Genomic DNA, 21923 nt, shown 5'->3' on the forward strand with positions numbered 1-21923 from the left:
TTTAAATAACCTCCATCCCAACCTTCCTCCTAAAAGGAGGAAGGAGCTTTCGTATTAATGCGCTTCATCCCAGTTCATGCCTTTACCCACTTCCACGACCAAAGGCACAGAGATTTCAATCACGGATTGCATCACTTCAGCCAGTTGAGGTGCCAGTTCATCTGCAATCGCTTCATCAACTTCAAATACCAATTCATCGTGGACTTGCAGCAGCATTTTGGCTTGATCTTTAGGTAGCATTTTATCAACCTCAATCATCGCCATTTTGATGATGTCTGCAGCCGAACCTTGTAATGGTGCATTAATCGCAGCACGTTCAGCGGCTTTGCGGACCATCATGTTACGGGCATCGATATCAGGTGTGTATAAACGGCGGCCTAGAATGGTTTCAACGAAGCCTTGTTCCAATGCCACCTGACGGGTACGCTGCATATATTCATAAATCCCCGGATAACGACGGAAATACTGTTTGATATATTCCTGGGATTCCTGACGAGTAAAACCTAACTGACGAGTCAGGCCAAATTCAGACATGCCATAGAGCAGACCGAAGTTCACGGCTTTAGCCTGACGACGCTGATCATTGGTTACTTCTTTGAGCGGGATGCCCAGAACTTCAGCTGCGGTACGGCGATGTACGTCCTGTCCATGGTTAAAGGCATCTACTAGCGCATCATCCTGAGATAAATGTGCCATCAGACGCAATTCAATCTGTGAATAATCTGCTGCGAGTAAGACACGGCCTTCAGGCGCAATAAAGGCCTTACGAATCTGACGTCCGATTTCTGCACGAATCGGAATGTTCTGCAAGTTTGGATCAGTAGACGATAAACGGCCAGTGGCTGTGAGTGCCTGATGATAACTGGTATGCACACGATGGGTCTCATTATTGGCTTGTTTGCATAGACCATCGGTATAAGTACTTTTCAGTTTAGACAGACCCCGATATTCCAGAATCAGTTCAGCAATCGGGTGTTCCAGTTTTTCCAGTACACTTTCACTGGTGCTGTACTGACCGGTAGAGGTCTTTTTGCCACCTTTTAAGCCCAGTTTGTCAAACAGAACTTCACCGACCTGTTTTGGAGAGCTGACATTAAACGCTTCACCAGCTATTTCCGTGATCTGATTTTCCAGATTCTGCATGGTTTGAGCGAACTCACAACCGAGTTGATCCAGAAAAGCCAGATCCAGTCGGATGCCATTTTCTTCCATGCTGGTCAGCACACGCGCTACAGGCATTTCAATATTGTGCAGAATATTGACCAGTTCAGGATAAGTTTGAAGCTTTTTGCTGAGTACTTCAAACAGACGATAGGTCACATGCGCATCTTCTGCGGCATAATGCGCTGCAGTTTCGATCTCAATTTTATTGAAAGTTTTTTGTTTGGCACCTTTGCCCGCCACCTGTTCATAAGTGGTGGTTAAGTGGCTTAAGTACAGACGGGCTACATCATCCATGCCATGGCGGGTGGCAACCGAGTTCAGCACATAAGAAGCCAGCATGGTATCAAAATACCAGCCCGCCAGATGAATGCCGTGATTTTCCAGAACATGCGCATCATATTTCAGGTGGTGGCCAATTTTCTGAATGGCTTCATTTTCTAGAATCGGTTTGATCTGAGCCAGAATTTCTTCACGATTGAGCTGTTCTGGCGCACCTTCATAATCATGTGCTAGCGGTACGTAATAGGCATCCTGTGCATCAAAAGCCACCGAAAAACCAACAATCTGTGCAATACGATAATCTAGACTGGTGGTTTCAGTATCAAAAGCAAAGCGTTTTTCAGTGTTTAAACGTTCAAACAGCTTGCCCCAATCTTCCTGAGTCAACACAGTATGATAAGTTGCTTCTCCAAGCTGATCATTATCACTGCTCAGTGTTGCCTGCTGGTCATCGGCTTCCTGAGGTTCAGGTGCTGCTTTGGCATTAATCGATTGAGTAGCTTGTTTATAATTACGGTTATTGGGATTATTTGGATGATCCAGTGATTGCAGCTGGTTACGGAATTCCAGTTCGGTATACAGATTACGCAAAGCTTCTACATTTGGATCCTGAAGTTTCAGGTCATCATAAGTGAAGCTTAAATCCAGATCGCAAATGATGCTGGCCAATTGATGATCCAGTGCAATGCCATCGGTATTGTCTTTAATATTCTGACCAACTTTACCTTTGATCTTGTCGACATTTTCCAGAATGCCACCAATCGAGCCATATTCATTGAGTAATTTGGCTGCAGTTTTCGCCCCGATGCCAGGCACACCCATAATGCCATCTGAGGCATCTCCCATCAGGGTCAGGTAGTCAATGATCTGGTTTGGCCATACGCCAAACTTTTCAAAAACCCCATCAACATCCATCGGTTTTTCTTTGAAACTGTCTTCTAAGGTCACTTTATCAGTCACCAGCTGTGCCATGTCTTTATCACCGGTTGAAATCAGTACCTGATGACCTAAAGCTTCAGCACGTTTAGCCAGTGTCCCAATGATGTCATCGGCTTCCGCACCTGGCAGCATATGCAGGGGGATGCCCAAAGCGCGAATCAAGGCATGTAGGTATGGAATTTGCTGTGACAGTTCTTCCGGCATGCTTGGACGGTCACCTTTATAAATAGGTGATAGCTCGTGACGGAAAGTCGGTTCAGGCGTGTCGAAAATTACCGCCATATGTGTTGGCTGGGTACGGCGCATCAGTTTTTGAATAGCAGAAATCGCACCACGAATTGCATTGGTGTGCAGGCCGGTTGACGTGGTTAATGGTGGTAGTGCATGAAAGGCACGAAATAAAAAGTAAGAGCCATCGACCAAGACAAATGGTGGCATGTAATCAATTCCTTATTCAAAAAACAGTTTTATTGTACGTGATTTTTACTGCACTCGCAGGGGCAAGTCGGTTTCTACAGCTTAGCGAATATCGGGTGAAGATGAAATAAGCAGTACAAGCTGTTGTATGATGACATGGTTAAGGAACGAGAACGAGAAGAATGACGGCAGGGCAAAATGAATTGCGTATGATCTGGCTGATTAGTCTGGTGATTGTAGGGATAAGTGCATGGTATATGGAATTGCAGATCGTGACTTATCTCACTGGTCTGGGTTTTCTGATCAGCGTGATGCAATATATCAGTGCCATTGAAGCGCCCGTGCGGGATCTGGCAGCACCGACGCAGATGATTGTACCGGCCAATTCTAAAATACCGCTGTATATTTCTTCTTTTATCGCGATTGTCGGAGGCGTGACTGAGCTCAACTGGCTAATGGGGATTGGCATTACCGCCTGGATTTTCTTTCTATTACGCTGGCTACAACGTTTGGAACGTAACATTGTCCAGTTGCAATCTCGTTACCGGTCAGCAGATCAGACACATCCAGAAATCACTCAACCAGATATTCCTTTACCCATTGCTGCTCAAGCTAGTCCAGAGCAACCACAATTGCTGGCTCAGATCCAACAATGGATTTTTCGTGGAAATCCGGTTCTCAAAGCCGCGATCACGATTCTGGTCATTGGGATTATTTTATTACTCCGTTTTGCAACAGAGCACTGGCAGCTGAGCCTGGCGGTAAAATTAGGACTGGTCGCTTTATCTGCTGTTGTTGTGACCGGATTGGGTTATACCCTGATCGCTAAAAACCGTAGTTTTGGTCTGGCACTGGAAGGCTTGGGATTAGGGGCACTATTTCTGACCTTGTTCTTTGCTTATTACAACCTGGTGATTGCCACGTTGCCACTCGCAGCTCTGGTGTTCTTGGTCATTTTGGCAATTACGCTGTACTTAAGCTTGAAACAGGAAAGTATTGAACTGGCAGTCATGGCCTTATTCATTGCCTATCTGGCGCCGTTTACCTTGCCGACCCGAGATGCTTCTGCGGTTGAGTTCATCAGTTATTATCTGCTGATTAATATCGGCGTGCTGTTACTCAGCAGTTTGCGGCCCTGGAAAATCCTGAACCAGATTGCCTTTCTGGTCACAGTCATAGTAGGTGGGATGTATAGCCTGATTCATGGTCATACATACGAGCGTTATACCATGACCGCTCTGATTCTGGCACATAGTGCGGTATTCATCTGGCTGGGCTTTCGTTTTAGCCAGTTACTGGCCAAGCAGGATCTTTCCCGTTTTCGTTTAAAACCGGTTCTGGATCTTGTCCTGATTTTTGCTGCACCGATTACCGCCTATATTTTCCTGTATCTGATTCATTTCAATCAGCCTGATCAGAAGCTTTGGCAAGCTGGGCTTAGTCTGTTATTTGCCGGGATATTTGCAATCTGTTGGACTTTAGTGCGTCGCAGAGAAAGTATTCAGGTCATTTCTCAAAGTTATCTGAGCCTGATGCTGATCTTTCTGGCTTTGGTTCCACCCATTTTATTGACAGAGCAGTGGAGCGTAGTCGGTTGGGCGGTTGAAGGAGTCCTGATTTATCTCTGGGCATTGGAAAAGAATATTCGGGTTGCGCATTACCTGAGTATGGGACTGCTGATCATGGCAGGTTTCAGTAGTGTTTACTATCTGATTGAGCTTAATCCCACACCGCGGAAAATTTTCTGGATTCTCAGCTTCTGTTATGTCGCCGTCGTCTTCCTTAGTCAGCTTAAAGCCAAATACCGCCAGCAGCTCAATAGCTTAAGTATCAGTTTTCTGAGTATTCTCAGTTTTGCTGCGACTTTGATGTTGTTTGCCTTGCTTGAAGATGAATTTGCTCATGAGCAGGCCTATATTTATAGCTTATTTAGTCTTGCACTGGGTTATACGGTTCTAAGTGAAATCATACAGCGCAAGCATCAGGAATGGTGCTGGTTATTGCCAAAGTGGAGTGGGCTTACGCCATTGGTGATCATTGCGATTTTGCTGGCTGTTGATCATAGCGAAAATGGGATTCTGGTCTGGCCAAGTGCTTTGGAGCGTGGAATCTTTGCACTTTCATCATTATTGCTGGCTGCTTTATGGCTAAGACCGGTGAAAGGGATTGATTTATCCAAAGAGTGGATGAGCTTTGGGGTTTTTGCCAGCCTGGCTTTGGCCAGTGTATGCCTAATACCGAGCATGCCTTATCTGAGTATGGTAATTCTGCCTCTGGTATTCTGGTTCTGGTGTTACCGACAAAAAGAAAATTCAGAGTGGCGTTTACTCTGGCAAAGTAAAAACTGCTTGGTATTAATGGGAGCTTGGTTAATATGCTCACAGCTGTTTAACCAGCAAGCTTTCCAATATTACTGGTTACCTCTATTCAATCCATTTGACCTGATCAGTCTGGCCATGCTTGCCAGTTTCCTATGGATGCTGTTGCAGCAGATTCGGGCAGGACAAGATCGCGGTATGATGTCGGTACTGATGGTGCTAAGTCTGTTATGGCTATCGAGCTATATTGTATTACGGGCTCTACATATCTATCTGCAAACACCATTCAATAGTCTGGAATTGTGGAGTAATGCCACAGTACAGTTAAGCCTGACGATTCTTTGGGTATTGCTGGCTTGGGCAACCATGTGGACCGCCACCCTGAAAAGGCTTAAACCGATGTGGATATTAGGGGGGAGTATTCTGGTCATTGTCAGCTTGAAGCTGGTGTTATTCGACCTGTCTCATACTGGTACACTGACACGCGTAATTTCATTCTTGCTGGCCGGTGGGGTGATGCTACTGATTGCGTATATTGCACCGATGCCGGAGGGGGAGAAGAGGGTTTGAATCTAAATTACTAGATTTGAGTATTAATTTAATCTCCCCAAACCCTGAACGAGCTTAAAGCGATGTGTAAGAGAAAGACAGGCTTTTTATGAAAGTTCCTCCCTTAGTAAAGGGAGGTTAGGAAGGATTTAGAAAAAGTTATTTTAAATCTGGCTCACGTTTTAATTCTTTCTCATTGGCATATTGATCAATGTCTTCATTTTCCAGTGGGCGAGCCAGTGGATGATCAACAAAGCCCATTTTTGGTACCGGAATTTCAATCTGGTTATCGAGAAAGCCATTTCGAATCCGTTCCTGCATTTCATCGCGGACTTTTAGATAATTTTCCTGCTGACACCAAATCGCAAACAAAAGTTCAATCGAAGATTCACGGAAGGCGGTGACCGTAACTGCAGGCTTTGGATCGGCCAGAACAAGTGGATATTTATTGGCAACATCCAGCAGTACTTCACGCACCTTGATGATGTCTTCATGGAAATTAATAGCCAAGGTAATCGGAATACGCCGGATTGGAAACTTGGACAAGTTGTGTACCGGAGCCCGAATCAGTTGTTCGTTCGGTAAGCGTACATAAATATTGTCTTGGGTAAGCAGTTTAACCGAGAGCAAATCAATCGAAATCACTTCACCTTCAACGGTATGTCCACGAATCAGTGTGATCTGGATGGTATCACCGACCTCAAAAGATCCTTCACCAATCAGGAAGATACCGCTGATCAGGTTGGATGCAGAGGTTTGGGATGCGAAACCCAGTGCGACGGTTAAAATACCTGCTGCACCGAGAAAGACACTGAGTTTAAATCCGGCTTCCTTCAAACTCGCCATCACAAACAGCAGGAAAATAAAGTAGAAAATCCCGCGGCGCCAGACCATTTGCTGATGCGCATTAAAGCGTATACCAATAGTACGGATAAAAGCATTCGAAAAAAAACGTGCGATCAGGAAACCAATAAAACAAAGCACTACCGCGACGACAATTTCAGTCAGGCGATCGGTATTAATATTGGTAAATACTCCCTTGAGACTGTTGGTGACTTCGGTTGGAATATTCGAATTTGGCATCACACGCTCTTAGAAAAATGAATCAAACATATTAAATAAATTGCCCGCCGGATCACGCGGTGGGTGTAAATAATCTACTTCACCCGCATTGGGCGGGGTACGGTTTTCCACCCGGATACGGGGTGGGCGATCCAGACCTTCATGCAAAACCTTAATCTGCGAGGTCCACAGACGTTCAGTGCTGGCACTATAAAAGAGAGGTAATGCAGGTACTGGAACATTCATACGATCGAAACGTAGTTGCTTGTGACTGGTATTATGGAATTCAATTGGAGTCACAGCACGGAATGCACGGGGACGTAATTGTTCTAGCTCAGTTCTTCCGTCGACTGCGGTAGCATAGCAAATTTCACCGGAACGATGATTGGGTCCAAACCAGGTGTCTTTCGGTAAAATCACTGGAAGATCAAAAATCGGTTCACGTTGACCTTCGACAAAACCGGCAATCCATAGCGGGGTACTGATATAGAGCGTTCCACGCTGACCAGCCGGAATATAAATCGGATCAACTGGTTTAATTACTACGGAGCGATTCGCCAGACGTGGCATAAGCTGTAATTTGCTTTGGGTGGATTTGAACATATAGCGTTCAATTTTCACCGGGGTCGGGAATGCAAACAGTGGATCACTGATCTGATGCCATTGCTGTTCATAATCGTACTGAACCGTCGGACGGTAATATTCCAGTCGCCATTCCTGCAAGCCTCGGGTCAAACGAAACAGCAGAGAGCCAAATTGCCAGGCCTTGGACTCGTTAATTTCAAAACTTTGCTCTCCCCACCATTGGATTCGGGGAGACTGCAGGTTCAATTCCTCTTGATCTAGGGGCAATGTTGGCATCCTTTCTTGCTAAATCTTTGAAAACATACTTCACGCTGTCATATGCTTAGAGTACACTCAATTTAAATTTTTTCATCATTATTATAATCTGCGATGCAAGTACTGAAACAATTACAAATCCCGTATAGCTTTGCGAAACGTCATGGTGTGCTGTTGCGTTATGAGGGAGATCAGGCTTTTATTGTCCGTCGTGACAATACGTCTATGCTTGCATTACAGGAAGCACGCCGTTTGCTGGGTCATCCGGCTCAGTATCAACATTGTACAGAACAAGAATTCAATCAGTTGCTCAGTTCCAGTTTTGTGGGCGATAGCGGTGAGTCGCAGCAAGTGGCGGCTGGTCTGGAAGATCATCCGGATTTATTAAGTCTTGCCGATTCGGTTCCGGAAGCCGAAGACCTGATGGATCAGGAGGATGATGCGCCTATTGTCCGTCTGATTAATGCCTTGTTATCGGAAGCGATCCGTGTTGGTGCCTCAGATATCCATGTGGAATCTTTCGAAAAACGACTTTCTGTACGTTTGCGTGTCGATGGGCAGTTGCGTGAAATTGTGCAGCCACGTCGTGAGCTGGCGCCATTACTGGTATCACGGATCAAGGTCATGGCCAAGCTGGACATTGCAGAAAAACGGATTCCTCAGGATGGCCGTATTTCCTTACGTCTGGCAGGTCGTGAAGTCGATGTCCGTGTTTCGACCTTGCCATCCTCTTATGGGGAGCGGGTGGTGATGCGTTTGCTGGACAAGCAGGCTGGCCGTCTGAATATGACTCATCTGGGCTTGATGAATAATGATTATGATCGACTCAAGACCTTGGTGCATCGTCCTCATGGTATTATTCTGGTGACTGGACCTACCGGTTCGGGTAAGACCACTACCTTATATGCAGCACTTTCTGATCTGAATGATGGTTCCAAAAATATTCTGACTGCTGAAGATCCAGTAGAATATCAGTTAGAAGGGATTGGTCAGACTCAGGTAAATACCAAAGTCGATATGACCTTTGCCCGTGCCTTAAAAGCCATGTTGCGTCAGGATCCGGATGTGGTCATGGTGGGGGAAATCCGTGATTTGGAAACTGCAGAAATTGCAGTTCAGGCCTCACTGACAGGTCACCTGGTATTATCAACGCTGCATACCAATACTGCGATTGGTGCAGTGACCCGTCTGAAAGACATGGGAATTGAGCCATTCTTGCTATCAAGCTCTTTAATTGGGGTAGTTGCTCAGCGTCTGGTACGTACCTTATGTCCGCATTGTGCGACCTGGAAGGATGCAGATGCATTTGAACAGAATCTGTTTGAACATATTGAGCATCCACAGGAGTTGAGATTACCTCAACTGCACGGTTGTGAACGCTGTGGGAATACCGGCTTTAGTGGACGTACTGCCATTTATGAAATTGTACCGGTTGATGAACATATGCGTCGTCTAATCCATAGTAATGCGGCTGAATATGAGCTGGAAACCTATGCACGTCAGCAATCAGGTTCAATTCGCGATGATGGTTTACGTAAAGTGCTGGCTGGGAAAACGACCATTGAAGAAGTTCTGCGTGTAACCAATGAGGCGGCAGAGTAAATTTTTATTCGATGGGATAGGAAGGCACTGTTTTCTTAAATAAATATCTCAAATGATCATTTTTCTATTAAATAGCATAAAGCAATTTTGATCAAAATTTTATAAGAATGATCAGCTCTATCCTGAAATGACTTCTGATTTTTCAGGATAGAGAGTCAAATATTTATTTAGACTTAGGTGATGACATTCAAAGTAACATCAATATTGTTACGGGTTGCATTTGAGTAAGGACAAACGATGTGTGCGGCATCGACCAGTTTTTGTGCTTCTTCCTGTTCCATTCCTTCTAAATGAACATTTAAAGTCACTTCAATACCAAAACCGGTAGGAATTGGGCCAATGCCAACTTCACCTTCAATATAGGCATCTTTGCTAATATTGATTTTATCCCTGTTGGCAACAAACTTCATGGCACCTAAAAAACAGGCTGAATAACCTGCAGCGAACAATTGTTCAGGATTGGTCCCGCCACCTGGGCCACCCATTTCCTTAGGCACTGCCAGTTTCACATCCAGAATCTGATCGTCAGAGGTTGCACGGCCATCTCGACCGCCTGTAGCTTTGGCACGTGCGGTATATACTGCTTTTTCTAATGACATGAGAGTATTTCCTGCTTGTTCTTTTATGGAACTTCTATGCTCCATAATTTCTAGGGAAGAATAAGCAGGGATTTTGTTAATTTATGCAAGCGAATGAGAATGCGGTAAAAGTCTGACTTAAGAAAACTGTAGTAGCTTGCGATGCTGCATGAGTGGCATAGACTCACGCACTTTGGCCTGCTCAGTCAAATCAAAATCAACCGTAATAATCTGTGCGCCTTCCGCATGCACCATATCCAGAAGTTGACCACGACTGTTTGTAGCAGCGGCATGTCCCCAAGTTTGGCGTTTTTCACCATGCCAACCCTGTTGAGCAGCACCGAGAACTATACATTGGGTATCCATAGCACGTGCTTGCAATAATAATTGCCAGTGCATTTGGCCAGTGGTGTAGGTAAAGGCAGATGGCGCAGTTAAAATATTCGCGCCTTGGCCACGTAAATGAAGCGCAAGTTCAGGGAATCGCAGGTCATAGCAAACCATCATGCCAATATTGCCAAAAGGTGTTTTCGCAACGACGACATCAGTACCTGGTTCAAAAAATTGGGATTCCTGATAGCCACCCACAGCATCACCGACCTGTACATCAAAGAGGTGAATTTTGTCATAGCGGGCTTCAGTTTTTTCTGGGCTAATACATAGGCTTACGGTTCGAACCCGGCCATCTTCAATAATCGAACCATCAGGACGATAAGGACAGGGTAATGTCCCCGCGATAATCCAGATCTGATATTGATGCGCCAGTTGTTCCAGACGTTGTTGAATGCTCTCGAACTGAGCAGCAGTTTCGCGCTGCTTACCAGCAGCAAAACAGACGAAATTTTCAGGAAAGACAATAAGTTCAGCGCCTTTTGCTTTACTTTGTTGAATTAATGATTCGATGGTCATGAAATTTTGCTCAATTTCATTTTGGGAATTCATTTGTGCAACAGAAAGTAAAGTCATAGGGATTCCTTATTGTGTGTTCATACCTTTTGTTCAGACACTTGATCTAGATTATCTTGTTCTTTTTGCAACTGTTTGACCAAGGGCTCAAACATATTCTGGTTGCTCTGATTTAACCGCATTAAAGTCTTGTGTGCATCCAGAACAGTTTTCAACATTGCCTGATGCGTCACATGTTCTTCCATAAGTTTACGGGTACATACATTTGAATCACCGCAGTAATCCAAAATGACAAAGACCTGCCCCAAGCCCATACTGTTGGCTAGAGTCGTGATATCAGAGTTAGTCGACAACATCACCGCCTGGATCTTATGGAGCTGCTTAAGTTTAAGTCCTAATTTTGCTAGGACACCCAGTACAGTGCTGTCAATAAAGCTGGTTTCAGTCAGATCAACAATTGCGCCAACAACGTTGTCCTGCTGCTCAAGTTTGTTCAGTAATTTGTCTAGACTAATACAAGATTGGGCCCGCACTTCGCCGATAAGCTTAAAAATATGCGTTCCATTCAAGCTTGCATATTCAACATGACCTGTTGACATATAAATGCCATTTGCAGAGAAGGATATTAAATTATCCCATAGGGTCTATAGATACTCAAGTAGCTGAAAGTCGCAATCAAATTAAGTGCTTATAAAGCTTGTGATTATACTGCTATTTCACTCTTATAAAGCTGAGAATGGCAATATCGTCGGCGACATGTTCGGGTGCTTCGAAAGATTCGTTCTGTAAGTGATGCAATAATTGGGAAAATTGTTCATTCAGACCGCCGCTAAACGGTTCCAATGCCCCATCTGAACAGATAATGAAACGTGCATTGCGGCTGAGGATATATTCATTTTCTTCTACCTCAAGATCTTCAGTGAGGCCAAGAGGAAAGCTGCTGGATGACAGGATTTTTGGTTCCTGATTCGGTTCAAAGATAATCGGAGGAGGATAGTGGCCAGCACTAGACCATTTCAAAACATGGCTTTCCAGGTTCAGAATTCCGGCAATCATGGTGATATGCTTTTCGATATTTTCCTGAACCAGCATCCCGTTCAGCTTCTTGATCAGCTCACGAGGTGTTTTCGAACGTCCATGAAAGGCTGCCATCCAGGACGTTAATAAACTGCTGGTAACGCCATGACCAGAAACATCTGCAAGATAGAAAATGACTTCTTTATCGCTGATTTTCCAGTAATCGTACCAATCGCCAGATAAATAGGCAGAAGGCTGAAAATAGGTTTCAACCGCATAATTGGTCAATTCAATTTCATTCGGTAGCAAACGTTTTTGTAACTCTGCCGCTGAAGGAAGATCACGACTATCCTGATTACGCTTATATTGCGCATCAATTTTTTGTAATGCGATATCGGGTTGTTCAGGCAGTTTATTCCAGATCCAGCCTGCCAAAGCGCCTTGTTCCCAAGCTTGTGCCAAGGCTGTTCCTTCATTTTTCAGCGCTAATACTACAGTCGGAAGGTTCCACTTGTATTTCAGATAATCATGTACATCTGCAATGGCAATAATCGTTGCATCGTACAACTCGTGATCTTCCAGCTTGATTACTTGAACATGCGGAAGCTTCTCAAGCACTTGATCTAAATAAGGAATATCGCGAGTAGGTTGAATGAAATACATAGACAGGTAGTTCGATCCTGGAATGAGTTATAAGATGTACTATAACAAGCAAATGATTGCTAGCGAACAGTTTTCGCTAGCAAATCAACATTGAGCTTTGGTTTCAAAGGTCATCACTAGAAGATTCAGTCTCATTTTCATCGAAAGATTCATCCTCAAGATTTTCATCATCAAAGTCATCTTCAAGGAATAAAGATTCCTGTTCCAGACCTTTTTTCTGGGCGATCATATAATTAGTGCGTTGCAAATAAATATCGCGAATTTGTGCATAACGATCACCTGTTAACACACCTTCAATATCAAGTAATTCTGCACGATTATCAATTGCACGCCAGAATTGATCACCCCAATACAAGCCTTCATCATCTTCAAGAATATATTTCTGTGGACGGGTCTGGCTATCGACTGCCATACCGAAAGTATCACGCACAGAACTTGGGCCCAGGAACGGTAACATCACATAAGGGCCAGAAGGTACACCATAATAACCTAGTGTGATCCCGAACTTTTCATCTTCATGATCCAGTCCCAGACGCCGGGCAGGATCTGCCAGACCTAAAGTGGTTAAAGTATTAATGGTAAAACGACCCAAAGATTTTGCTGCACGAGCAGGCCGGCCCTGAATCAACTGGTTTACCGCATTCCATGGTTCACCTAAATTGCTACGGAACTGGGTATAGCTGCCGCGCACATCTTGAGGAACCTTTTCCTGATACTGAACCGCAATGGGGCGAACGACTGCCTGATCGATTGCATCATTAAATTGATAGACCTTTCTATTCCAGCCCTGGAAAGGATCTTTAACTTCTTCAGCCTGTGCGGCACTAGCATCGACTTTTAGCTGGGTTTGCAGATGACTCACCTTGGAAGATATTTTTTCTCTGAGTGGAACCGTAGCAGTAGTAGCAGAAGATTCAGTTTCTATTTCAGTCTGTTCAGTCTGAGTAGTGTCTTCAGCAAAAATTAATGGGCTAGAGGCCAAAGAAAATAAGCATAAAGATAAATAAATAGAGCGATGCATAAGGAAACCCCAAAGCCTTGTTCTGAGTATAGTGGCGTTGTTTAACCCGGAATAATAAACTGTATTACTAGGAATAGGCGTAATTTAAGCAAAATTGTATAATAAAAGAATAAAAACTTCATAAAAGGCTAAAAATTAGACATGCGGTAAGATTTATTTGAAAAAGGTATTGCAAGCCCCCTGAAATGCTGTAGAATGCACATCCATCGGCGGTGATGAAGATTAAAACTTCTGATAAAACAGTAACTTAGCATGAAATGGTTGAGTTGAGTTTTAGAAAGAAAGTTTAAAAATAATTTTCATTACTGGTTGACTTTCTAGAGATAGAGAGTAATATAGCCGACCTAGCTTGCTACTGACGAAGTAGTAAGAAGATCATTAAGAGATTATGAAGAACAACTTGTGTGGATTTTTACTGGTTGATTGATCGAAATTATTTTCATTGATTGAATGGTAGAAATTACTCGAAGTTTATTTGAGAAATATTTGTCAGAAAATTGATGAGCCAAGTTTAAGAGTTTTACTTATAAAACTCGAAATGATTTTAACTGAAGAGTTTGATCATGGCTCAGATTGAACGCTGGCGGCAGGCTTAACACATGCAAGTCGAGCGGGGATAGGGTGCTTGCACCTGATTCCTAGCGGCGGACGGGTGAGTAATGCTTAGGAATCTGCCTATTAGTGGGGGACAACGTTCCGAAAGGGACGCTAATACCGCATACGTCCTACGGGAGAAAGCAGGGGATCTTCGGACCTTGCGCTAATAGATGAGCCTAAGTCGGATTAGCTAGTTGGTGGGGTAAAGGCCTACCAAGGCGACGATCTGTAGCGGGTCTGAGAGGATGATCCGCCACACTGGGACTGAGACACGGCCCAGACTCCTACGGGAGGCAGCAGTGGGGAATATTGGACAATGGGGGCAACCCTGATCCAGCCATGCCGCGTGTGTGAAGAAGGCCTTTTGGTTGTAAAGCACTTTAAGCGAGGAGGAGGCTTACCTGGTTAATACCTGGGATAAGTGGACGTTACTCGCAGAATAAGCACCGGCTAACTCTGTGCCAGCAGCCGCGGTAATACAGAGGGTGCAAGCGTTAATCGGATTTACTGGGCGTAAAGCGCGCGTAGGTGGCTAATTAAGTCAAATGTGAAATCCCCGAGCTTAACTTGGGAATTGCATTCGATACTGGTTAGCTAGAGTATGGGAGAGGATGGTAGAATTCCAGGTGTAGCGGTGAAATGCGTAGAGATCTGGAGGAATACCGATGGCGAAGGCAGCCATCTGGCCTAATACTGACACTGAGGTGCGAAAGCATGGGGAGCAAACAGGATTAGATACCCTGGTAGTCCATGCCGTAAACGATGTCTACTAGCCGTTGGGGCCCTTGAGGCTTTAGTGGCGCAGCTAACGCGATAAGTAGACCGCCTGGGGAGTACGGTCGCAAGACTAAAACTCAAATGAATTGACGGGGGCCCGCACAAGCGGTGGAGCATGTGGTTTAATTCGATGCAACGCGAAGAACCTTACCTGGCCTTGACATACAGAGAACTTTCCAGAGATGGATTGGTGCCTTCGGGAACTCTGATACAGGTGCTGCATGGCTGTCGTCAGCTCGTGTCGTGAGATGTTGGGTTAAGTCCCGCAACGAGCGCAACCCTTTTCCTTATTTGCCAGCACTTCGGGTGGGAACTTTAAGGATACTGCCAGTGACAAACTGGAGGAAGGCGGGGACGACGTCAAGTCATCATGGCCCTTACGGCCAGGGCTACACACGTGCTACAATGGTCGGTACAAAGGGTTGCTACTGCGCGAGCAGATGCTAATCTCAAAAAGCCGATCGTAGTCCGGATCGCAGTCTGCAACTCGACTGCGTGAAGTCGGAATCGCTAGTAATCGCGGATCAGAATGCCGCGGTGAATACGTTCCCGGGCCTTGTACACACCGCCCGTCACACCATGGGAGTTTGTTGCACCAGAAGTAGGTAGTCTAACCTTAGGGAGGACGCTTACCACGGTGTGGCCGATGACTGGGGTGAAGTCGTAACAAGGTAGCCGTAGGGGAACCTGCGGCTGGATCACCTCCTTAACGAAAGATTGACGATTGGTAAGAATCCACAACAAGTTGTTCTTCATGACGATGTATCTGAGGGTCTGTAGCTCAGTTGGTTAGAGCACACGCTTGATAAGCGTGGGGTCACAAGTTCAAGTCTTGTCAGACCCACCACTACTGACGAAGCGTTAATTGCAGAGCGAACAGAAACGGAACGATACATTGACTTATTGATAAGCTGGGGACTTAGCTTAGTTGGTAGAGCGCCTGCTTTGCACGCAGGAGGTCAGGAGTTCGACTCTCCTAGTCTCCACCACGTATTCGTTCGAATACGTAATAAGCAAACGGTTTGATAGCTTATAGAGCTTAGTAAGAAAGCGGCGTATAATGCGCGGCATTGTTATTAACCTCTGTGATTTATCACAGTAATGCAGTCCGACGAGGATGCATTAAATCATTAACAGAATATATTTGAGTTGAAATAATTTGTTCATACTCATGAAAGAGCGGAAACAAGAGATCGCAAGATTGATTGTTGAAGTGATTGAATGAGAACTAGCGAAATTAACTGAATCAAGCGTTTTGGTATATGAATCTAATTGAAGCTGTACGGTAGTTAAATCTACGAGATACCAACTGTATGAGAGTGATGAGTAATCATCACAATCTGTTGCTCATCCTACTTGTAGGGATGAACGACTGTTTGGGGTTGTATAGTCAAGTAATTAAGTGCATGTGGTGGATGCCTTGGCAGTCAGAGGCGAAGAAAGACGTGATAGCCTGCGAAAAGCTCCGGGGAGGCGGCAAATATCCTGTGATCCGGAGATGTCTGAATGGGGAAACCCACCGGCTATAAGGTCGGTATCATAAACTGAATACATAGGTTTATGAGGCGAACGCGGAGAAGTGAAACATCTCAGTATCCGTAGGAAAAGAAATCAATTGAGATTCCCTCAGTAGCGGCGAGCGAAAGGGGAACAGCCCATTAAGTCATATCAGTTTTAGTGGAATGCTCTGGGAAGTGCAACCATAGTGGGTGATAGTCCTGTACACGAAAGGGCTGATATGATGATGTCGAGTAGGGCGAGGCACGTGAAACCTTGTCTGAATATAGGGGGACCATCCTCTAAGGCTAAATACTCCTGACTGACCGATAGTGAACCAGTACCGTGAGGGAAAGGCGAAAAGAACCCCTGTGAGGGGAGTGAAATAGATCCTGAAACCGCATGCATACAAGCAGTGGGAGCCACTTTGTGTGGTGACTGCGTACCTTTTGTATAATGGGTCAGCGACTTATATTCAGTAGCGAGGTTAACCGAATAGGGGAGCCGTAGAGAAATCGAGTCTTAATAGGGCGTTTAGTTGCTGGGTATAGACCCGAAACCGGGTGATCTATCCATGAGCAGGTTGAAGGTTGGGTAACACTAACTGGAGGACCGAACCCACTGTCGTTGAAAAGCCAGGGGATGACTTGTGGATAGGGGTGAAAGGCTAATCAAACTCGGTGATAGCTGGTTCTCCCCGAAAGCTATTTAGGTAGCGCCTCGGACGAATACCATTGGGGGTAGAGCACTGTTTCGGCTAGGGGGTCATCCCGACTTACCAAACCGATGCAAACTCCGAATACCAATGAGTACTATCCGGGAGACAGACTGCGGGTGCTAACGTCCGTAGTCAAGAGGAAAACAATCCAGACCGCCAGCTAAGGTCCCTAAATCATAGTTAAGTGGGAAACGATGTGGGAAGGCATAGACAGCTAGGAGGTTGGCTTAGAAGCAGCCACCCTTTAAAGAAAGCGTAATAGCTCACTAGTCGAGTCGGCCTGCGCGGAAGATGTAACGGGGCTAAAACTATGTACCGAAGCTGCGGATTTGCAATTTATTGCAAGTGGTAGGGGAGCGTTCTGTAAGCCGATGAAGGTGTGTTGAGAAGCATGCTGGAGGTATCAGAAGTGCGAATGCTGACGTGAGTAACGACAAAACGGGTGAAAAACCCGTTCGCTGAAAGACCAAGGGTTCCAGTCCAACGTTAATCGGGGCTGGGTGAGTCGACCCCTAAGGCGAGGCCGAGAGGCGTAGTCGATGGGAAATTGGTTAATATTCCAATACTTCAGTGTAATGCGATGAGAGGACGGAGAAGGTTAAGTCAGCCTGGCGTTGGTTGTCCAGGTGGAAGACAGTAGGCATGCATCTTAGGCAAATCCGGGGTGCTCTATGCTGAGAGTTGATAGCAAGCCAGTTTACTGGTGAAGTGGCTGATACCATACTTCCAGGAAAAGTCTCTAAGCTTCAGTTACACTGGAATCGTACCCGAAACCGACACAGGTGGTCAGGTCGAGTAGACCAAAGCGCTTGAGAGAACTCTGCTGAAGGAACTAGGCAAAATGGTACCGTAACTTCGGGAGAAGGTACGCTGTTGATGGTGATGGGACTTGCTCCTTGAGCTGTTGACAGCCTCAGAAACCAGGCCGCTGCAACTGTTTATTAAAAACATAGCACTCTGCAAACACGAAAGTGGACGTATAGGGTGTGATGCCTGCCCGGTGCTGGAAGGTTAATTGATGTGGTTAGCGCAAGCGAAGCTATTGATCGAAGCCCCAGTAAACGGCGGCCGTAACTATAACGGTCCTAAGGTAGCGAAATTCCTTGTCGGGTAAGTTCCGACCTGCACGAATGGCATAATGATGGCGGCGCTGTCTCCAGCAGAGGCTCAGTGAAATCGAATTCGCCGTGAAGATGCGGTGTACCCGCGGCTAGACGGAAAGACCCCGTGAACCTTTACTGCAGCTTGACATTGAACTTTGATCTTACTTGTGTAGGATAGGTGGGAGGCTTTGAAGTGGTGACGCTAGTTGCCATGGAGCCGTCCTTGAAATACCACCCTGGTAATATTGAGGTTCTAACTCTGCTCCCTGATCGGGAGCGAGGACCATGTCTGGTGGGTAGTTTGACTGGGGCGGTCTCCTCCTAAAGAGTAACGGAGGAGTACGAAGGTGCGCTCAGCGTGGTCGGAAATCACGCGTAGAGTATAAAGGCAAAAGCGCGCTTAACTGCGAGACCCACAAGTCGAGCAGGTACGAAAGTAGGTCTTAGTGATCCGGTGGTTCTGTATGGAAGGGCCATCGCTCAACGGATAAAAGGTACTCTGGGGATAACAGGCTGATACCGCCCAAGAGTTCATATCGACGGCGGTGTTTGGCACCTCGATGTCGGCTCATCTCATCCTGGGGCTGAAGCAGGTCCCAAGGGTATGGCTGTTCGCCATTTAAAGAGGTACGCGAGCTGGGTTTAGAACGTCGTGAGACAGTTCGGTCCCTATCTACCGTGGGCGCTGGAAATTTGAGAGGATCTGCTCCTAGTACGAGAGGACCAGAGTGGACGAACCTCTGGTGTACCGGTTGTGACGCCAGTCGCATCGCCGGGTAGCTATGTTCGGAAGGGATAACCGCTGAAAGCATCTAAGCGGGAAGCCTACCTCAAGATAAGATTTCCCCGAGACTTTATGTCTCCTAAAGAGCCGTTGAAGACTACGACGTTGATAGGTTGGATGTGGAAGTGCAGTGATGCATGAAGCTGACCAATACTAATTGCTCGTGAGGCTTGACTATACAACACCCAAGCAGTTGTATATAAAGCATCAATTGATTTCATATTGATCTAACGATCAGACGAAGCCTTGATTTGGTTAAGCTAATCGAACAAACTACTGCAACTCAGATACATCTGTTAATGAACTCTATTTGAAGAAAGCTAGGCAAACGAAGCGCAAGCAACGTAGATAAGACCATAGCGAGTAAGCATACCAGTTGTGCTGGCGACCATAGCAAGAGTGAACCACCTGATCCCTTCCCGAACTCAGAAGTGAAACCTCTTAGCGCTGATGGTAGTGTGGGGTATCCCATGTGAGAGTAAGTCATCGCCAGCTCATTATTCCAAAAGCCCTCTGCTCATGCAGGGGGCTTTTTTTATGCGTGCGACCTAATAAAATCGAGATAAAAAGGCTTAAATAAATTTAAGCCTTTTTTGAATCTATCTATTTATTGATCTGCAGCGATAATAGACTGTGTTGCATTCTTTAGTATATACAATGCTTGACCCAATAAAATATCTTTTTCGGCTAAAGTGACCAGAATAAGAGGGTGTTTCGGTGCTGCAACCGCTGTCAAAATAGCTTTACCATTTTCTGCATCCAAAGTAATGCTTTGACAGCCAGTAAGATGGATCTCTTTAGTAAATGCTGAAACCATCGCTAAAATCGAGCTACTCACAGCAGCCAGTTTGCTGTTGTTATAGTTGTCTTTCTTATGAATTGTGGCCAATTCAAATCCATCTGTTGAACAGACCATTACATAATATACGCCACGAACATTGCTAATGATCTCCTGAATTTGCTGTTTGGCATGCTGAACGAGGGCTTCCGAGGCTTGACGTCTTTCTTGTATAGTGAGCATGCTTTAATCCTTAGCTCATGAGGTTATAGTTGACTTCGATTGAAGTAATGAGGGCTTCTAAAAGAAGCAAGATGTCGTCTTTTTGACGTGCATCTACAAAAAAAAGAGGGGAGTATAAAGATCCTGCTGGATCAGCCAGTCCTTATAAATCTGGGTAAAATGAGGACTTTCAAGATCACTATGCGTAATCCCAATAGCAATATTATTGGTATATTCCTGAAATACTTCGATATAACTTTCCAGTTCTTGGATCGGGTCATTCACTGTATGATCAATGAGGATAATAGCACCTAATGCGCCTTGGCAAATGACAGGCCAGATAAAGTCAAAGCGGCTTTGTCCAGGCGTCCCATACAGGCCAATTTTGGTTCCATCTTGTAATGTGATCTCACCATAATTGATTCCTACCGTGGTTTCCATTTTTGAATGACTGCGGTCGTCAGTATTCAGTGCCTCAGTGAGTAACACTGGAATATCAGATAATGAACGTATCGCGGCTGTTTTACCTGCGCCCATGGAGCCCGCAAAAACGATTTTATATTGTTGTAAAATCATAAGTATTTACTTTATTAAAATCCAAATTTAAATCGTAGCTTTTCAAAAAAGCTTTTAATGAAACTTTGCTGTTCTGTTCTTTCAACTGGCTCAGTGGTGCGATAACGACTTTCCCAAGCATTAATTTTTTCAATATTTCCTGAAGCCATGCTGGCTGCGATAAATTGTCGAAGCGTAAGTAAGGAAATAGCATGTTGCTCAGCAATTTTTGAAATCTTAGCGCCTTGAATAAAGCAGGCAGATATCTGAAAAATACGTTTTTTATGCAGTGGATGGGCCGGCTTTGGCCAATAATGAATTTTGTAGTGACCATCTTCAGGTGCGATCTGGGCAAAACTAGGCGAGTTCCAGAAGAAATTCCATAACCAGTCTTGCAGAATCTGTGCTTCTCTACGTGTCACTTTTAAAAGGTCACTAGTGGATGCGAAGTCATATTGAAAAGAAAAGTCTGTGCTTGTTTCAGCCCGGTCTTTGTTTAACCAGGCCAGGTTTTTTGCTGAGTCAATAATGGCAATGGTGCCATGCTGATCATAGAGATGTAATTTACCTTTTTCAGGATGCAGTATCTCTTTAAAAAAGTTAATGGTGTAAGGATGGTCAGAAGATTGCTGGATCTGAACGTGGTATGAAAATATAGGTTCTTCTATTTCTGAGCTAATTTCTGAATTAAGGACATTTTGCTCAAACCAGTGCTTGAGAATTTGTGTGTTTTGCAGGGGCAGAGTGAGCGTGTTATTTATAATCTGGTTCGAGTATTGAGCATTTTTAGAGATGCATAAATAAGGACATTTTTGGTTTTTGAGAACACGTTGAATCCCTTCTGTTTCAAGAAAGTATTCATACACTAACAGGCAATCGAGATGAGGATCGGAAGCAGTGTTCCATTGCAGGATAAAATGATCAGGAATGATGTGTTGTAAAGTCTTTTTTAGTTCATCTGCATCGTGAATACTTAAACCTGCTATTCCAATATGAATATAATGCCTATGCATTTTAAGTCTCGATTAAATTTTATATTTTATTGGGTGAAGCGCATAAGGATCCCCTTTATTGCATGAAATAAAGGGGAAAACTGTGTATTAGCTAAAGTCTAAACCTTGTTCAAAAGATTTAAGCTCATGACGAGCCATAGCCAGGTTTGCTTTAGAGCGGTCCAGTACAAGATACAGGAATACATTATTATTCTTTTCGAGTGGGCGAATGAGATGATATTGCTTGCCCAGCGTAATCAGAATATCTTCAATCGAGTCATTCAGGTTTAATGAATTCGCTACACGGTGTTTTGCGCGAACCACTTCTGTATTGCCGGCTGCTGCAAGTTCATGATCGATATTGCCACCACCTTGAGTTGCCAGAGCCAAGCCGCTTTCACCATCAGCTAATGCTGCAGCAACGAAACCATCAATGTCTGTAAGTGTTATCTAAGGTTACCTTAGCCATAATTATTTTCCTGTTATAAAAATAGTTGATGCGATAGTTGTATTTAATGAAGTTCGAATATTATCTTTTTCATTCA

The 21923-nt window shown here is 44.8% G+C and carries 12 protein-coding genes, 2 tRNA genes, 3 rRNA genes and 2 pseudogenes; 7 read left to right on the top strand and 12 right to left on the bottom strand.

Annotated features, from left to right (window positions below; genetic code table 11):
- Positions 1-54 precede the first annotated feature (54 nt).
- Positions 55-2820 (bottom strand): DNA polymerase I, encoded by a 2766-nt coding sequence (polA, locus tag AC4MCD_RS02780; protein ID WP_491876559.1) that lies wholly within the window; start codon positions 2818-2820, stop codon positions 55-57.
- A gap of 161 nt (positions 2821-2981) precedes the next feature.
- Between polA and AC4MCD_RS02785 the strand changes: the two genes are divergently transcribed.
- Complete coding sequence (locus AC4MCD_RS02785) at positions 2982-5687, top strand: DUF2339 domain-containing protein (protein WP_491876560.1); 2706 nt, start codon at positions 2982-2984, stop codon at positions 5685-5687.
- A 138-nt stretch (positions 5688-5825) separates the two neighbouring features.
- Here AC4MCD_RS02785 and AC4MCD_RS02790 read toward each other — a convergent pair whose 3' ends face one another.
- Both AC4MCD_RS02790 and AC4MCD_RS02795 read right to left on the bottom strand, forming a co-directional pair.
- Positions 5826-6749 (bottom strand): mechanosensitive ion channel family protein, encoded by a 924-nt coding sequence (locus AC4MCD_RS02790; RefSeq protein WP_180015546.1) that lies wholly within the window; start codon positions 6747-6749, stop codon positions 5826-5828.
- Between the two features lie 9 nt (positions 6750-6758).
- Entirely contained in the window at positions 6759-7589 is an 831-nt protein-coding gene (locus AC4MCD_RS02795; protein WP_419365710.1) for a DUF432 domain-containing protein, read from the bottom strand.
- A 93-nt stretch (positions 7590-7682) separates the two neighbouring features.
- Here AC4MCD_RS02795 and gspE point away from each other — a divergent pair, with 93 nt between their 5' ends.
- Entirely contained in the window at positions 7683-9170 is a 1488-nt protein-coding gene (gene gspE / locus AC4MCD_RS02800) for a type II secretion system ATPase GspE (protein ID WP_419375323.1), read from the top strand.
- A gap of 173 nt (positions 9171-9343) precedes the next feature.
- On the opposite strand, the gene AC4MCD_RS02805 is transcribed toward gspE, so the two are convergent.
- The 5 genes from AC4MCD_RS02805 to AC4MCD_RS02825 form a co-directional block, all read right to left on the bottom strand.
- On the bottom strand, positions 9344-9769 hold the full coding sequence (locus AC4MCD_RS02805; RefSeq protein ID WP_159123044.1) for an organic hydroperoxide resistance protein: 426 nt from the start codon (positions 9767-9769) through the stop codon (positions 9344-9346).
- A gap of 117 nt (positions 9770-9886) precedes the next feature.
- Positions 9887-10714 carry a carbon-nitrogen hydrolase family protein gene (locus AC4MCD_RS02810; RefSeq protein ID WP_491876561.1) on the bottom strand — a complete coding sequence of 276 codons (828 nt, stop codon included), beginning with the start codon at positions 10712-10714 and terminating at the stop codon, positions 9887-9889.
- Between the two features lie 20 nt (positions 10715-10734).
- The gene (gigB, locus tag AC4MCD_RS02815; protein WP_004783532.1) at positions 10735-11253 is read right to left on the bottom strand and encodes an anti-anti-sigma factor GigB; all 519 of its coding nucleotides are present in this window, start codon (positions 11251-11253) and stop codon (positions 10735-10737) included.
- A 112-nt stretch (positions 11254-11365) separates the two neighbouring features.
- Positions 11366-12334 (bottom strand): RsbU family protein phosphatase GigA, encoded by a 969-nt coding sequence (gene gigA / locus AC4MCD_RS02820; RefSeq protein ID WP_180011763.1) that lies wholly within the window; start codon positions 12332-12334, stop codon positions 11366-11368.
- A 103-nt stretch (positions 12335-12437) separates the two neighbouring features.
- Entirely contained in the window at positions 12438-13355 is a 918-nt protein-coding gene (locus AC4MCD_RS02825) for an MlaA family lipoprotein (protein ID WP_491876562.1), read from the bottom strand.
- A gap of 545 nt (positions 13356-13900) precedes the next feature.
- On the opposite strand from AC4MCD_RS02825, the gene AC4MCD_RS02830 reads away from it, so the two are divergent.
- From AC4MCD_RS02830 to rrf, 5 genes are all read left to right on the top strand, one after another.
- Positions 13901-15438 (top strand): 16S ribosomal RNA (locus tag AC4MCD_RS02830).
- A gap of 61 nt (positions 15439-15499) precedes the next feature.
- Positions 15500-15576 (top strand) — tRNA-Ile (locus AC4MCD_RS02835).
- Positions 15577-15642: 66 nt separating this feature from the next.
- Positions 15643-15718: transfer RNA gene (locus AC4MCD_RS02840), tRNA-Ala, on the top strand.
- 399 nt (positions 15719-16117) lie between these two features.
- A 23S ribosomal RNA gene (locus tag AC4MCD_RS02845) occupies positions 16118-19009 on the top strand.
- Positions 19010-19211: 202 nt separating this feature from the next.
- Positions 19212-19326: ribosomal RNA gene (gene rrf, locus AC4MCD_RS02850) — 5S ribosomal RNA — on the top strand.
- Together the 16S, 23S and 5S rRNA genes with 2 tRNA genes alongside form the textbook arrangement of a ribosomal RNA operon.
- Before the next feature lie 112 nt (positions 19327-19438).
- On the opposite strand, the gene AC4MCD_RS02855 is transcribed toward rrf, so the two are convergent.
- The 4 genes and pseudogenes from AC4MCD_RS02855 to AC4MCD_RS02870 form a co-directional block, all read right to left on the bottom strand.
- The gene (locus AC4MCD_RS02855; protein WP_491876563.1) at positions 19439-19852 is read right to left on the bottom strand and encodes a roadblock/LC7 domain-containing protein; all 414 of its coding nucleotides are present in this window, start codon (positions 19850-19852) and stop codon (positions 19439-19441) included.
- Positions 19853-19862: 10 nt separating this feature from the next.
- Positions 19863-20407: pseudogene (locus AC4MCD_RS02860) on the bottom strand (GTP-binding protein).
- A gap of 14 nt (positions 20408-20421) precedes the next feature.
- Complete coding sequence (locus tag AC4MCD_RS02865; RefSeq protein ID WP_491876564.1) at positions 20422-21399, bottom strand: hypothetical protein; 978 nt, start codon at positions 21397-21399, stop codon at positions 20422-20424.
- 87 nt (positions 21400-21486) lie between these two features.
- A pseudogene (locus tag AC4MCD_RS02870) lies at positions 21487-21847 on the bottom strand (roadblock/LC7 domain-containing protein).
- Between the last annotated feature and the right edge of the window lie 76 nt (positions 21848-21923).

The organism is Acinetobacter sp. CAU_H_78, assembly GCF_058599365.1.